This window comes from Psychromonas sp. B3M02, from assembly GCF_003318165.1.
GTDB lineage: Bacteria > Pseudomonadota > Gammaproteobacteria > Enterobacterales > Psychromonadaceae > Psychromonas.
This window is the reverse complement of record NZ_QOCB01000010.1, coordinates 38,155-52,828: the sequence shown is the minus strand read 5'-3', so window position 1 is coordinate 52,828 and position 14,674 is coordinate 38,155. Positions and strand designations below refer to the sequence as shown.

Annotated in this window: 12 protein-coding genes; 9 read left to right on the top strand and 3 right to left on the bottom strand. The window is 38.0% G+C overall.

Annotated features, from left to right (window positions below):
- The first annotated feature begins 195 nt into the window (after window positions 1-195).
- Genes DS885_RS01205 through DS885_RS01185 form a run of 5 tightly spaced genes read left to right on the top strand, consistent with a single transcriptional unit; the run spans window position 196 to window position 7,642 of the window.
- Entirely contained in the window at window positions 196-1,959 is a 1,764-nt protein-coding gene (locus DS885_RS01205; RefSeq protein WP_258546812.1) for an extracellular solute-binding protein, read from the top strand.
- On the top strand, window positions 1,960-3,042 hold the full coding sequence (locus DS885_RS01200; protein ID WP_113817581.1) for a microcin C ABC transporter permease YejB: 1,083 nt from the start codon (window positions 1,960-1,962) through the stop codon (window positions 3,040-3,042).
- Entirely contained in the window at window positions 3,042-4,091 is a 1,050-nt protein-coding gene (locus tag DS885_RS01195) for an ABC transporter permease (protein WP_113817580.1), read from the top strand. The genes DS885_RS01200 and DS885_RS01195 overlap by 1 nt, the downstream gene beginning before the upstream one ends.
- The gene (locus DS885_RS01190; RefSeq protein WP_113817579.1) at window positions 4,088-5,680 is read left to right on the top strand and encodes an ABC transporter ATP-binding protein; all 1,593 of its coding nucleotides are present in this window, start codon (window positions 4,088-4,090) and stop codon (window positions 5,678-5,680) included. Before DS885_RS01195 ends, DS885_RS01190 begins: the two co-directional genes overlap by 4 nt.
- A 39-nt stretch (window positions 5,681-5,719) precedes the next feature.
- Window positions 5,720-7,642 (top strand): transglycosylase SLT domain-containing protein, encoded by a 1,923-nt coding sequence (locus DS885_RS01185; RefSeq protein ID WP_113817578.1) that lies wholly within the window; start codon window positions 5,720-5,722, stop codon window positions 7,640-7,642.
- Window positions 7,643-7,678: 36 nt separating this feature from the next.
- Here the strand turns inward: DS885_RS01185 and DS885_RS01180 are convergent, their stop codons facing one another.
- A complete protein-coding gene (locus DS885_RS01180) occupies window positions 7,679-8,083 on the bottom strand; it encodes a type IV pilin protein (protein ID WP_113817626.1) in 405 nt (134 codons plus the stop codon).
- 361 nt (window positions 8,084-8,444) lie between these two features.
- Window positions 8,445-8,897, bottom strand: a complete 453-nt coding sequence (argR, locus tag DS885_RS01175) for a transcriptional regulator ArgR (protein ID WP_113817577.1) — start codon at window positions 8,895-8,897, stop codon at window positions 8,445-8,447.
- 209 nt (window positions 8,898-9,106) lie between these two features.
- Here argR and DS885_RS01170 point away from each other — a divergent pair, with 209 nt between their 5' ends.
- From DS885_RS01170 to cysG, 4 genes are all read left to right on the top strand, one after another.
- On the top strand, window positions 9,107-9,859 hold the full coding sequence (locus DS885_RS01170) for a transporter substrate-binding domain-containing protein (protein ID WP_113817625.1): 753 nt from the start codon (window positions 9,107-9,109) through the stop codon (window positions 9,857-9,859).
- Between the two features lie 165 nt (window positions 9,860-10,024).
- Window positions 10,025-10,963, top strand: coding sequence for a malate dehydrogenase (gene mdh, locus DS885_RS01165; RefSeq protein ID WP_113817576.1), 939 nt, complete (start codon window positions 10,025-10,027; stop codon window positions 10,961-10,963).
- A gap of 106 nt (window positions 10,964-11,069) precedes the next feature.
- Window positions 11,070-11,468: a CBS domain-containing protein gene (locus DS885_RS01160; protein ID WP_181817670.1), complete on the top strand. Its 399-nt coding sequence runs from the start codon at window positions 11,070-11,072 to the stop codon at window positions 11,466-11,468.
- Window positions 11,469-11,676: 208 nt separating this feature from the next.
- The gene (cysG, locus tag DS885_RS01155; protein ID WP_113817574.1) at window positions 11,677-13,095 is read left to right on the top strand and encodes a siroheme synthase CysG; all 1,419 of its coding nucleotides are present in this window, start codon (window positions 11,677-11,679) and stop codon (window positions 13,093-13,095) included.
- Between the two features lie 91 nt (window positions 13,096-13,186).
- Here the strand turns inward: cysG and glgA are convergent, their stop codons facing one another.
- The gene (glgA, locus tag DS885_RS01150; RefSeq protein ID WP_113817573.1) at window positions 13,187-14,668 is read right to left on the bottom strand and encodes a glycogen synthase GlgA; all 1,482 of its coding nucleotides are present in this window, start codon (window positions 14,666-14,668) and stop codon (window positions 13,187-13,189) included.
- Between the last annotated feature and the right edge of the window lie 6 nt (window positions 14,669-14,674).

The following is a 14,674-nucleotide window of genomic DNA, read 5'->3' as shown; positions in this document are numbered from 1 at the left end:
TTAGTCTGTGAAAGCGTAAATTAGTTTTATTCTTTATTTCAGATTACATCTCCTATTATTTGTGGTTAAAAGTCTTTCAATAACTTAATCATTTGATATCTTTAATGCTCTTATATAATCACTTTATTAGAGCTATTCTGTTTTATGAATAAGATTAAGCATATACACAGTTACATATTTTGCACCCTTTTTACAATGAGTTTTTTTTCTCATGGTCAATCTTGGGCTGATGCTATTAGTATGTATGGGGATGTAAAGTACGATTTCAAGTTCCAGCATTTTGATTATGTGAACCCAAATGCTCCTAAGGGAGGGACATTTAAACAAGCCTCAATAGGTAGCTTTGATTCACTCAACCCATTTATAGTAAAAGGAAATGCCGCAGAAGGTGTTTCTTATATCTACGATACATTATTACAGCAATCCAGTGATGAACCTTTTAGTTTATATCCATTAGTAGCAGAAAAAGTGAAGGTTGCGGATGACTTTGGCTCAGTGAGTTTTTTAATTAACCCTAATGCAAAATTTCAAGATGGTCAGCCAATTACTGCAAAGGATGTAAAATTTAGCTTTGATATATTAACCACAGAAGGTGCGCCTCATTATAGTTCCTATTACGCTGGGGTTGAGCAGGTTGTGGTTGATAGCAGGTTACAGGTGACTTTTAAATTTAAAGAGACTGGTAATCGTGAACTTCCTTTAATTATTGGTCAAATCCCTATTTTCCCAGCACACTTTTGGCAGGATAAAGCATTTGCTAAAAGTGGTTTGATTATTCCGCTTGGATCCGGACCTTATCGTATTGAAGGTTTTGATGCTGGTAAGCAGATCGTTTATCAACGTAATGAAGATTATTGGGCAAAAGGTTTACCCGTTAACAAAGGGCGATACAATTTTGATCGTCTTATTTTTGATTATTATCGTGATGATGCAGTGGCCTTTGAAGCCTTTAAATCGGGCGCTTTTGATTATCGTTTAGAAAGCTCTTCTAAACGTTGGGCAACAGGTTATGTTGGCGAACAATTTGATAGCGAAAAAATAAAACGAGAGCAAATATCTGATAAAAACCCACAGGGAATGCAAGGCTTTTGGTTTAATTTACGTAGAGATAAATTTAAAGATCCTAAAGTACGCAAAGCGATTTCATTATTATTCGACTTTGAATGGGCAAATAAAACCCTGTTTTACAATGCGTACACACGTATAGACAGTTTTTACTCCGGCTCTGAGTTAGCGACAGGAACAAAAATTAGCGAAGCTGAAAAGGCGATTTTAACCCCTTACAAATCAGAGCTCCCTGAATCAGTCTTTCAGCCTTTAACGAATAACAAAACATCAGGTGATGGCAACGTGAGAGTGCAGATGCGCCAAGCAGTTGCATTATTAGCAGAGGCGGGTTACACCTTAAAAGACAGTAAAATGCAAAACCAGCAAGGTGAGCAATTGAGCTTTGAGTTTTTACTGTATAGCAAAGACTTTGAGCGGATTATTCACCCATTCCGTCGTAACCTACAAAGAATAGGCATTAAAACTAATATCCGCTTAGTGGATATTTCACAATTCATTAATCGTTTAAACAACTTCCAGTTTGATCTTGTTTCATTACGCAAAGGGCAATCTATTTCCCCTGGTAATGAACAAGCAAGCTTTTGGGGATGCGACAGTGCTAATCAAGTGGGCACATCGAATTGGGCAGGTATTTGTGACCCTGTGATCGATGCCTTAACTAAACAGTTAATTACTGCGACCACTCGTCAACAGCTAGTGGATACAACTCAAGCGCTAGACCGTGTGTTATTGTCGCAGGATATGGTGATCCCTCAGTGGTATTTACCGGCATCTCGCATTGCCTATTGGGATAAATTTGAGCACCCGAAGATCGCTCCCGATTACGAGCTTGGCTTAGATACTTGGTGGTCAAAGGAAGTAACACCTAAAAATAATGAAAAGAGACAATAGATGCAGCAATATATTTTAAAAAGGTTGTTGTTAATTATTCCAACGTTATTGGGGATCATGACCCTTAACTTTTTTATTGTGCAAGTTGCTCCTGGTGGGCCAGTGGAACAAGCCATTGCTAAGTATCAAGGAATTGATGCTAATGCTAGTAATCGTCTTACTGCAAGCACTGAAAGTGAGATAAAGCAGGGGGCAAGTAAACAGAGTCAATATCGAGGTGCGCAGGGGGTGGACCCTGAGTACATTAAAGCTTTAGAAAAGTTATATGGTTTTGATAAACCTTTATATGAGCGTTATTTTTCCATGTTGTGGCGCTATATCAATTTTGATTTTGGCGATAGTTTTTATCGTGATAAAAGCGTGATTGATTTGATCTATGAAAAGATGCCAGTATCGATTTCCCTGGGTTTATGGACGACCTTATTAGCCTACTTTATTTCCATTCCCCTAGGTATTAAAAAAGCCACTAGTCACGGTAGCCGCTTTGATGTGTGGACCAGCACTGCAGTTACCATTGGTTATGCTATTCCAGCCTTTATTTTTGCGATTATTTTAGTGGTGCTTTTTGCTGGTGGTTCCTATTTTAGTTGGTTTCCTTTGCGTGGTTTAACCTCCGATAATTTTGAGCAACTGTCTTGGTATGCACAAATTAAAGATTACTTTTGGCACCTCGCCTTACCGATTCTAGCCAGTGTATTAGCCAGTTTTGCTACCTTAACTATGCTCACGAAAAACTCCTTTTTAGATGAGGTTAATAAGCAGTATGTGATAACCGCTAGAGCGAAAGGCTGTTCTAAAAATAGAGTCTTGTATAGGCATATTTTTAGAAATGCAATGTTATTAGTCTTAGCTGGGTTACCTGCTGCATTAATTGGGATTTTTTTTACTGGCTCTATGTTGATTGAAGTGATTTTCTCATTAGATGGATTGGGGTTATTAAGCTTTGAATCGGTTATTTCTCGCGACTATCCAGTTATTTTTGGCTCCTTGTATATTTTTACCTTAGTGGGGTTAGTGTTGAAATTAATTAGTGATATTACCTACACCTTAATTGATCCACGTATTACTTTTGAGGGCCAATAATGTCGTTACTATTAACTTGGCAGCGTATGCGGAAAAACCCGAGTAATCATCAACGTTGGACTCAATTCAAAGCCAATAAACGTGGTTATTATTCACTGTGGATCTTTACTATTTTATTTTGTTTAAGTTTGCTTGCAGAGCTTTGGGTAAACGATAAACCGATTATGGTGTCCTATCAGTCAAACTGGTATTTTCCTGTGATTGAGGATGTCCCAGAGCAAGAGTTAGGTGGGAATTTTGATATCACCACCGATTATCGTGACCCTTATATGATTAATAAAATTAACCAAGAAGGTTGGATGATTTGGCCTTTGATCCCTTTTTATTATGACTCCATTAATTATGAACTCACTAGCGCAGCTCCTTCAGCACCAGATGCGGTGAATTGGTTAGGTACCGATGATCAAGGGCGAGATGTAGTCGCCCGTTTAATTTATGGTTTTCGTATCTCTGTAGTGTTTGCACTAGCCTTAACTTTAGTGAGCTCAGTGATTGGCGTCATTGTTGGCGCTATCCAAGGTTATTACGGCGGTAAAATAGACTTATTAGGGCAACGCTTACTAGAAATATGGGAAGGTTTACCTATGCTGTTTATGCTGATTATTTTGGCTAGTTTTGTTGAACCGACCTTCACCTGGTTATTAGGGTTAATGATTGTGTTTAGCTGGCCTAGTTTAGTGAGTGTGGTTCGCGCGGAGTTCTTACGCGGCCGCCATCTGGATTACGTAAAGGCAGCAAAAGCATTAGGTGTTAAAGACAGAACAATCATGTTCAAACATATTTTACCCAACGCTATGATTGCGACACTCACTTTTATGCCTTACCTGTTTACTGGTGCGTTAACAACGTTAACTTCCTTAGACTTTTTAGGTTTTGGTTTGCCTTTAGGATCGGCATCTTTAGGGGAAATGATCTCCCAAGGGAAAGATAATATGCATGCACCTTGGTTAGCGATTACCGCTTTTATCTCTCTGTCGAGCATCTTAGTGTTATTGGTATTTATTGGAGAAGCTGCACGTGATGCATTTGATCCGAGGAAAACATTATGAGTGAACAAGCGCCTCTATTAAGTGTTGATAATTTAGCCGTTAGTTTTGCTGAACAGTCTATATTATCCGGTGTTAGTTTTACTTTGGAACAAGGTAAAACATTAGCGATTGTTGGCGAGAGTGGATCAGGAAAATCACTAACCGCATTATCTATTCTGCAATTATTACCCTATCCACATGCTCATCATCCAGCGGGTAAAATCCATTTTCAAGGTCGACCATTGCTCGGAGAGCCTGAACAAGTGTTGGAGGCAATCCGCGGTAATAAAATCAGCATGATCTTTCAAGAACCAATGACCTCATTAAACCCGTTGCACAGCATTGAAAAACAAATTGGTGAAACTCTCTTGTTACATAAAGGATTAACCGGAAAGAAAGCACAATTACGGAGCATAGAACTACTCAAATTAGTTGGTATAGAAACCCCTGAAGAACGCTTGAATAGCTATCCTCATCAGTTATCTGGCGGACAACGTCAACGAGTGATGATTGCTATGGCATTAGCAAATGAACCTAATCTATTAATTGCTGACGAACCTACAACGGCGTTAGATGCAACGATTCAAAAGCAGATATTGGCGTTATTGAAGACGTTACAAAAGAAACTCAATATGGGTATTTTATTAATTACCCATGATTTGAATATTGTTAGGCAGTTTGCTGATGACGTTCTAGTTATGTGTAAAGGGCAACAGGTTGAGTATCAAAAAACAGTGCAGGTATTTACTGCGCCACAGCATGAATACACTAAAACCTTGTTAAATGCAGTACCTGAAGGTGAAATGCCTGAATTGGTTGATCCTAAAGTAATGTTAAGTGCGTACAAGGTTAACGTCAGTTTTCCCACTAAGAAAAATTTTTGGGGAAAAGTCATTAAATCGGCGCAGGTAGTAAAGGATGTTTCTTTAACTATTCACGCTGGGGAGACGTTAGCCATTGTTGGTGAAAGTGGTTCAGGTAAAAGCACTTTGGCACAGGCATTGCTTCAGTTAAATAAGCATACTGGGCAAGTGGTTTACTTAGGAGAAACAATAGGACAGTTACCTAAAAATGAGTTGCAGTTGTTACGTCAACAATTGCAAATTGTGTTTCAAGATCCTTACGCGAGTTTGAGCCCAAGAATGTCGGTGCGTGATATTGTTGCAGAAGGTTTGCAAGTTTTTAACCAGCATAATAAGTTGAGTGAGCAAGCAGTAGAACAACAGGTACAAAAAGTACTATTAAAAGTAGGTTTGGATAGTAAGGCGGCTAACCGATATCCCCATCAGTTTTCTGGCGGGCAGCGACAACGTATTGCCATTGCAAGGGCGTTGGTATTAAAGCCTAAATTAATTGTGTTAGATGAACCCACTTCAGCATTAGATAGAAGTATTCAAAAACAAATTATTGAGCTATTGAAGAATTTACAACAAGAGCTAGGATTAAGTTACTTGTTTATTAGTCATGATTTATCTGTGGTAAGGGCAATTAGCCACCGAGTATTAGTATTGAAGTCTGGTGAGGTAGTAGAGCAGGGGACTACCTCTGAAATATTTGAAAACGCAAAGCATAGTTATACGCAAGAGTTGCTATCGTCAGTTGTTTTGTGAAATGATGTTTTAATTACTTATTATTTATGTTGAGGTGTTATGAAGAGATTAATCTTAGGGTGTTTGTTATTTTCAACATCAAGCTTCGTGAGTGCATTAAGTTTAGATGCTCAACGAGATATTTTTACTGAAACCTTAGCATTACAAGAGAAAAAAGAGTGGCAAAAAGCCAATCAAAACATTCAAAAAATTGATGATTATTCATTAGCGTATCTGGCTAAATATTATTATTTAAGAGCTAATCTTGATACGGTTAGTGATCAAGCTGTTTTAGATTATATTGCAAATAATAAAGGCAAGATCGCAGCAGAAGATCTGCAGCGTAGTTATCTTTTCCACCTATCAAAAGAGAAGGATTGGGCGCAGTTTATGGTGGCCTATCCAAGAATGCCAAATAATCGACAGTTAAAGTGTCATTATTTGCAGGCTGCCATTGCAACAGGCAACGCTAAAAAAGCGTGGCCTGATGCGCAGAAATATTGGTTATCTAGCACCTCTCTGCCAAATGCATGTGATGATGTGTATGTTTTTTACCAAAATAGTGACCTGTTAACACAAAATGATATATGGCAACGTTTTGAGTTAGGTTACGTGAGTAATAAACGTGGTTTAATGCGCTTTTTAATGGCCAGAATGAATAAAGAAAATCTCGCTTTAGCCAAGCAATTATACAATCTACATGAAAAACCAGAAACTCTGTTAAACAGTGATCTTTTCAATTCACGATCTGCAAGTAGTTTTAGCTTCTTAGTACCCACAATAAAGCGCTTAGCTAATAAAGATTTAGGAAAAGCGATGGAGCTTTACAATTTTTATAGCAAAAAAGTTAACTTTACTAAGAGTGAAGAAAAACAGTTAAAAACACAATTTGCTCGTATTATCGTTCAACGTGGTAAAATTCAATACTTCGCTTGGTTAGATAAAGAGTTAGGGAAGTTGGGTAATGTATCCTTGATTGAGCAGCGTATTCGTTATGCGATTAAGCGTGATGATTGGAAAAACATCGAATTTTGGATCTCGCAGTTACCAGATGATAAACGTAATTCATCGGCTTGGTTATATTGGCAAGCACGTGTTTTAGAGCATGCTGGGAAATCAGATCAAGCAGAGGCTTTGTATAACAAAGTTGCTAAAAATCGTAATTTCCATGGTTTTATGGCCGCTCAAAAACTGGGTGTAGATTTTTCACTTAACGCACAAGCTATTGTTGAAAAAAAAGGCAGCCTAAAAGGATTAGAAGCTAAGCTATCTGTGATTGAAGAGCTGCTTTACCATGACCTAAATATTTCAGCTAAAAGAGAATGGCAACGATTACTCAGTAATCAGAGTAAAGCTAAACAGCAGCAATTAGGTTTGTATGCTTACAATCAAGATTGGCCATATTTATCAGTGCTAGCGAGTATTAACTCTAAAAGCTGGAATGCATTAAATATTCGTTTCCCGAATGCAAAAGCTGAAATATTTGTAGAGGCCGCTAAACAATATGATGTTGATCCAACCTATATCTATGCGATAACCCGACGTGAGAGTAGCTTTGACCAGCATGCTAAATCTCCTGTAGGTGCGAGTGGTTATATGCAACTGATGCCTAAAACGGCAGAGGAAACAGCAAAAAAAATTGGTTTAACAGAATACAATAAAGTAGAGCAGTTAAATCAGGGAGAGCTTAATGTTCAGTTAGGTACTGCATACTTTAATGGGCTATTAACCCGTTATAATGGTAATCGAGTATTAGCGACAGCTGCTTATAATGCCGGTCCACATCGCGTGGATAGATGGGTGAGTGCCGAAAAGAAAAAAGGCAATAAAGGAATTGAAATTGATAGCTGGATAGACACTATCCCATTTTATGAAACTCGTGCTTACGTACAAAACGTACTCGCGTACAATGTTATTTATCAACATGTGTTTGGTAAACCATTGAAGTTTCTTCATAATGAAGAGTTATCAGGCGACTACTAATTGTTAATCGTTTGTTTATAACACCGCTTGTTGGTATCACCAGCAAGCGGTGTTTTGCTTTTCACCATCGCTTGTTTTTAGGCCGCTTTGGTTAATATACAAGCTTTGACAAATTACTTCGTCATGCTTTTGTACACTACTCTCTTTCACTTGTGCTTTTAAAAGGTAAGTGTGTGTTGAGGCTGACACTATGCTAAAAGTATAGTGCTCATGTGCTGTTGGTAAGCCAATAATATTGATATCTGAACTGTAATTCGGCTCTGTGATGCGATAACTACTTTGCTCTACTTGTGCTTTAATCAGTTCACTTTGTGCTTCAGTACGTCGTGTTTTTAAGACAAAGTCTTGATATGAAGGGTAAGCAATACTGACTATGATCCCTAAAATAGCGATAGCGATCAGTAACTCAATTAATGTAAAACCACGATGTAGGCTGATCATTTGCTTCCCTTATTGTTAATGCTTCGATAGGAGCTTAACGAAGTTAATCGTCGAATATCTTGAATGTAAGTCATACATTTCTGCGTAGAAATGACGATGAATACTTATTCTATTAATTAGCTAAGGTATTTTTCGTAGATTAAATAGCTTATTAGTTGCGCAAAAGAGAACAAGCTTTCAGTATTTGATCCATTATTAGTATAGGAAAGCATTGCAAAGTCGCATGCTAGGAAAGCAGGTTATGTGTGAATTTGTATAGTTAGTCATGTAACCAGGGGGAGGAACTTTCTAGAGAGTTACGACTAACATGGCTAAAGAACAATAAAATTTAAGCACTTAAAGTGCTAATAACATCCTCTTATTAATCAAATAACTTGTGTACCACGACCAATGTTTCTTCTATTTGTGCTGTGCTACTCGGCGCGATATAAATAGTATCATCGCCAGCAATAGTACCTAAAATACCTTCCGCTTTACCCATTGAGTCAAGTAAGCGAGCGATTAATTGTGCAGCTCCAGGGCTGGTTCTAATAACAATTAAGCTTTCATTATGGTCAATATCTACAACCAAGTTTTTAAGTGGGCTAGTGGTGGTAGGTAAACCTAATTCTACGGGTAAACAATACACCATATCACCCGTTGCATTACGGGTTCTAACAGCACCTGTTTTACTTAACATACGAGATACTTTGGATTGATTGATATGTGTAAAACCGGCTTCTAACAAAGCATCAACAATCTCACTTTGTGAGCTTAAATGCTCTTTTTTAAGTAAACATTTAAAAAAGTCCATCAATTCAGAAGCTTTGCGCATTACTGTTCCCATCTATTTAAGATAATAAAGGGACTATTTTAATCTAAAGTAGTGCCCAGTGAATAGATTAAATGTCACTTTTTTTGCATATTTATTCGTTTTTTATAAAATAAATGCATTTATAACAGGATAGCTACTTTCTTTACGGGAGTTCTGCTAACATTTGCTGGAATTAAATTTTATCAGGACGATATCTTATGGCTTTTTTGATGCGCAAATTAGCGCTTATTAGTTTCCTATTATCCACCTCTTTTTGTGCACAAGCGTTAGAAAAAATACAAGTTAGATTTGCTACTGATGCCAACTACTACCCCTTTGAGTTCTTGACTGAAGATAAAAAAATTGCAGGTTTTGATATTGATATCGCAATGGCTATTTGTGGTGAAATGAATATGAGCTGTAGTTTTGAACATCATCGATTTGATGGTTTATTATTAACCCTTCCCTTTGGGCGGTATGATGCAGTGATTGCAGCATTGGATATTACTAGCGAACGACTAGAAAAAGTCGACTTCAGTGATAGTTATTATAAAGTCCCACCTGTATTTGTTAGCAAGAACCCATTACAAACTGCCTTTTCATTATCAGGTAAGTTGATTGGCGTACAAGCGAATACCTCTAATCAAAATTATTTAATAAAATTGGCGCCTGAAGATAGTTATATTGTTCCCTACTTTTCTTCAAAAGCGGCTTTATTAGCTCTACAAAGAGAGAAAATTGATGCCGTTTTTGCTGATTTTGAGGTGGTGAATGATTTTTTGAGTAAACAAGATGGGCAACAGTCCCCTTTGGTGATCAGCAGAACGGAGTCAGTGTTTGTTGAGCAATTTTCTAAGGGTTATGGCATTGCTGTGAAAAAAGGCAATGATGATCTACGTTTACGTTTAAATGAAGGTTTGAAGTTAATTGTTGAAAATGGTACTTATAAACAGATTTATGATCAATATTTTCCTCAAAAATAGTCCTGAGCTGAGGAATTTAGTAGTACCCATTCATTTACAAATACGCTAATCTTTAACATAAGTCACAATTGTTTAACATATTTCACACATGCGTATTTATTCACTTTAGAATAGATGCGATTACTCTTAAATATATAAACATTTTTTATTTCATTGGAGAAAAATATGAAAGTTGCTGTTCTTGGTGCTGCAGGTGGTATCGGTCAAGCCCTCGCTTTATTACTTAAATTAGATTTACCAGCAGGCTCTACATTATCACTATACGATGTTGCTCCAGTTACTCCGGGTGTTGCTAAAGATTTAAGCCACATCCCATCAAGTGTTACAGTTGATGGTGTTGGTGGCGATGATCCAACGGCTGTTTTAGAAGGTGCTGACGTAGTATTAATTTCTGCGGGTGTTGCACGTAAGCCAGGTATGGACCGTTCAGACTTATTCAACATTAATGCAGGCATCATTAAAACATTAATCGGCAAAGTAGCTGATGTTGCGCCTACAGCATGTATCGGTGTTATCACAAACCCAGTAAACACAACAGTAGCTATCGCTGCTGAAGTATTAAAATCAAAAGGTGTTTACAATAAAAACAAACTATTTGGTATTTCTACGCTAGATGTTATCCGTGCTGAAGAGTTTGTTGGTGAGCTAAAAGGTATCCCACCTGAAGACGTATTTGTTAACGTTATTGGCGGGCACAGTGGTACAACTATCCTACCTTTATTATCTCAAGTGCAAAACGTTGAGTTCACTGACCAAGAAGTTATCGACCTAACTGACCGCATCCAAAATGCAGGTACTGAAGTTGTAAATGCAAAAGCCGGCGGTGGTTCTGCTACGTTATCTATGGCACGTGCTGCAGCTGTATTTGGTGTTAACCTTGTTAAAGCACTATCTGGTAAGCAAGGTATTATTCAGAATGCTTATGTAGATGGCGGTAACCCTGACTCACCATTCTTTGCTCAACCGCTATTATTAGGTAAAAACGGTATTGACCGTGTGCTACCTTGTGGTGAGTTAAGTGCATTCGAAGAAGCGAAAAAACAAGAGATGCTGTCAGTATTACATGCTGATATTAAACTGGGTGTTGATTTCGTTAACAACTAATCTGCTTTTTTGTTATTAAGCGTTTATAATAAGGCCAGTTGTACTGGCCTTTTTTGTATCTATAAGGGGAAGCTAGCACAATCCGTATGCACAAAAAGGAGTGGATATGAAAGTTGTAGAAGCAATGACCTCAAGAGTTGTCTCGGTGACCATGGACGATCGTATTCCTGTCCTTAGAAATATATTATCTGAAGCTGGTTTCCATCACTTATTAGTGATTGAAGATGGCAAACTGCAAGGTGTGATTAGTGACCGAGATTTATTAAGAGTACTAAGTCCTTTTTTAGGTACTGAAGCAGAGTTGCAGCGTGACTTTGACACCGCACAGCGACCAGCACATCAAGTAATGACTCGTTCCCCTGTGACGGTCGGGCCAGATGCTTCAATTAAAGATGCGTTAAACTTGATGTTAACTCACGATATTAGTTGTCTGCCTGTATTAGATCAGGATGAGATACTAGGCATATTCACCATGCATGATGGAGTGAGAGCCTTGATGCGCTAATTGTAGGTGTTTTAAATTATTGAAGGGCAGCTGTCTATATTCATTATAAAAGACAGTTCAATAATCATTTGGTGTATATCTATTGCTTTAAAGCAGTTAGTTAAATAAATTTATATATACAAATATCATAAATAATACATTTTAAATATTTTATATTGCACCTGTTATTCTTTATAGTGTCGACCTCGACCAGTTACCTGAGATATATATGGACTATCTTCCGATTTTTACCAAATTACAGAATCGTCATTGCCTAGTAGTGGGCGGCGGGGACATTGCTGCGCGTAAAGTGCATCTTCTATTAAAAGCGAATGCTTCAATTACTGTGTGTGCACCAGATATTTGTGATTCGTTATTAGAAAAAGCCAAAAATAACCAACTATCAGTGATTCAAGCGCCTTTCTCCGATGAGATGATGGAAGGCAAATGGTTAGTGGTAGCAGCCACCAATCAACATCATATCAATGAACATGTTGCACAACTTGCAGAGCAAAAACAGATTTTAGTTAACGTGGTCGACGAGCCCAAATTATGTAGTTTTATCATGCCTTCTATTGTTGACCGCTCTCCAATCGTTGTCGCTATCTCAAGTGGTGGTAAAGCACCTGTATTAGCACGTTTAATACGTGAGCGTTTAGAAGCCTTATTGCCGATGCATTTAGGGCGATTAGCACAGATTTCAGGTGAATTTCGTCACCGTGTAAAACAGGTGATCACCAAAGAGTCACTGCGCCGCCGTTACTGGGAAAAGTTGTTTGGTAATGGGGATTTAGCAAGTTTATTGCAAAAAGGTCAAACCGAAAAAGCCCAACAATTCATGGAAGATAATTTGAATGATGATGTGGCTCAAGGTGATGTTGCACTTGTAGGCGCTGGGCCAGGCGATCCATCTTTATTAACACTCAAAGCATTACAATTAATGCAACAAGCGGATATTGTTTTATATGATCGATTAGTTTCTAAGGATATCTTAGAGCTAGTACGCCGTGATGCTGATTTAATCTCGGTAGGGAAAGCCGCAGGTAAACACGAAGTGCAACAATCTCGCACCAATCAAATGTTAGTGGAGTTTGCTCAACAAGGTAAGAAAGTAGTTCGTCTTAAAGGTGGGGACTCCTTTATCTTTGGGCGTGGTGGTGAAGAGTTAGAAGAGTTAGTTGAAGCAGGCGTTGCTTTCCAAGTTGTACCGGGCATTACATCTGCCTCTGGATGTAGCACCTATGCTGGTATTCCTTTGACTCATAGAGATTATGCTCAATCGGTTACCTTTGTAACAGGGCATAGAAAAGAAGACGGTAAAGCCTTAGATTGGAAGTCTCTAGCGACACCACACCAAACATTGGTCGTGTACATGGGCTTATTACGTGCACAAGAGATACAAACTAACCTTTTAATTAATGGGCGTGATGAGCAGACACCTGTTGCGTTAATTAATAAAGGGACTACCAATGACCAACAAGTGATCACAGGAACCTTATCTGAACTCTCTATTTTAGGCGGTGGTTTGGAAGGGCCAACTATTATGATTATTGGTGAGGTTGTTAATCTAGCATCGAAGCTCAATTGGTTTGAAGCTGATAATAATAAAAAGCTATCCAGAGACCCGTTTTTAGTTAATTTGTCTTAGTATATCTAGCTACGCATTTAATAAAAAAACCTGATTTAATCAGGTTTTTTTATGTCTATTAAACTTGGTTGTTATCTAATATTGAAGTGAATTAATCATTATCCCATTGTGGGTTAATATGCAATGCATTGTGATACAAGCGTTGATAATGTTTTGCTGAGTCAGACCAATAGAAGTGTGAACGCATGGCTTGAGTCTTCAAGCGCAACATCTCTTCTGGGTGCTCAATATAGAGTAATAATGCACGTCTTAATATATTCAATAACTCGTTAGCATTTGGTTCATAAAACATAAAACCATTGGCATTATCCGTGTCTTGATCGTAGTCGATAACCGTATCTTTTAATCCACCTACAGCACGTACAATAGGTAGGGTGCCATAAGCTAAACTATATAACTGGTTTAACCCACAAGGTTCGAAAATAGATGGCATTAAAAAGAAGTCAGAGCCCGCTTCAATCAAGTGTGATAACTCATTGCTATAACCATTAATAAATTTAAAGTTATCGCTATAATGAGCGGCTAATGCAGTTAAGTGGCCAGTAATTGCTGGGTCACCAGAGCCAACAATGACAAGTTGTACATTATGTTTTAAAAAACGTTCAAGAATTGGAATAATAAGCCCAAACCCTTTTTGGTCGGTTAATCGACAAACCATGCCAAAAATAGGAGTGTCATTGATGGTTAATCCAACTTTCTCTTGCAATGCTTTTTTACACTTCTCTTTGCCTGATAAATCATTGCTATCAAAATGGTAAGGGATCAGTTTATCTGTTTCAGGGCTCCAATCGTTATAATCACAGCCATTTAAAATGCCTTCGAAGTCGTGAATACGTTCGATAAAGTGATCGGACATACCATGAGAGCCTAACGGAGTTAACAGTTCACTTGCATAGTTAGGGCTCACTGTATTGATTTTATCAGCGTAAATAACACCTACTTTTAAAAAGTTAATATAACTATAACTTTCTAACACACGGTCATCCATGCATGAGCTAACTTCTGGAATCAGACTTAACAAGGATTTTTCAAAAATACCTTGATACGCTGAATTATGGCTAGTTAGTACGGTTTTAGTCTCTGAAAATTGGCTGTAATTGTGAAAGCGAGTTTTTAATAAGTAAGGCACAAGCCCGGTATGCCAGTCATTACAATGAATGATATCTGGCGAGAAGTCTTCCGCTAAAGTCGTTAATAATGCGGCTATTCCGAAGAAAGCAAAACGCTCTCCATTATCAGCATAGGCATTGTTTTCTTCACCGTATAAGCCTGAACGATCGAAGTAATGGGCATTATCAATGGCTAAAACTTTAACACCATCTAAAGAGAGCGCTTGTACTGAAAAAGGAATATCCGGTCGTGCAGTATCGGTTTTTAAGTGTAGTTGATGTACCTGTTTCGCTGTTTCTCGGTGCTCTAGCGTACGATAAAAAGGAGTGATAATCACCACTTCATGCCCCATATTACGTAGCTCTAAAGGTAAGGCTTTAGCTACATCTGCAAGGCCACCTGTTTTTGAAAACCCTTCTACTTCAGAAGAGATGAACAGGATTTTTAATTTTTTAGAATCCATTGGAAA

What these genes read in the sequence shown, in the direction of transcription:
- DS885_RS01170 (WP_113817625.1), top strand. Translation starts at nt 9,107, where the DNA reads ATGCGCAAATTAGCGCTTATTAGTTTCCTATTATCCACCTCTTTTTGT.
- glgA (WP_113817573.1), bottom strand. Translation starts at nt 14,668, where the DNA reads ATGGATTCTAAAAAATTAAAAATCCTGTTCATCTCTTCTGAAGTAGAA.
- DS885_RS01180 (WP_113817626.1), bottom strand. Translation starts at nt 8,083, where the DNA reads ATGATCAGCCTACATCGTGGTTTTACATTAATTGAGTTACTGATCGCT.
- mdh (WP_113817576.1), top strand. Translation starts at nt 10,025, where the DNA reads ATGAAAGTTGCTGTTCTTGGTGCTGCAGGTGGTATCGGTCAAGCCCTC.
- cysG (WP_113817574.1), top strand. Translation starts at nt 11,677, where the DNA reads ATGGACTATCTTCCGATTTTTACCAAATTACAGAATCGTCATTGCCTA.
- DS885_RS01185 (WP_113817578.1), top strand. Translation starts at nt 5,720, where the DNA reads ATGAAGAGATTAATCTTAGGGTGTTTGTTATTTTCAACATCAAGCTTC.
- DS885_RS01200 (WP_113817581.1), top strand. Translation starts at nt 1,960, where the DNA reads ATGCAGCAATATATTTTAAAAAGGTTGTTGTTAATTATTCCAACGTTA.
- DS885_RS01160 (WP_181817670.1), top strand. Translation starts at nt 11,070, where the DNA reads ATGAAAGTTGTAGAAGCAATGACCTCAAGAGTTGTCTCGGTGACCATG.
- DS885_RS01190 (WP_113817579.1), top strand. Translation starts at nt 4,088, where the DNA reads ATGAGTGAACAAGCGCCTCTATTAAGTGTTGATAATTTAGCCGTTAGT.
- DS885_RS01205 (WP_258546812.1), top strand. Translation starts at nt 196, where the DNA reads ATGAGTTTTTTTTCTCATGGTCAATCTTGGGCTGATGCTATTAGTATG.
- DS885_RS01195 (WP_113817580.1), top strand. Translation starts at nt 3,042, where the DNA reads ATGTCGTTACTATTAACTTGGCAGCGTATGCGGAAAAACCCGAGTAAT.
- argR (WP_113817577.1), bottom strand. Translation starts at nt 8,897, where the DNA reads ATGCGCAAAGCTTCTGAATTGATGGACTTTTTTAAATGTTTACTTAAA.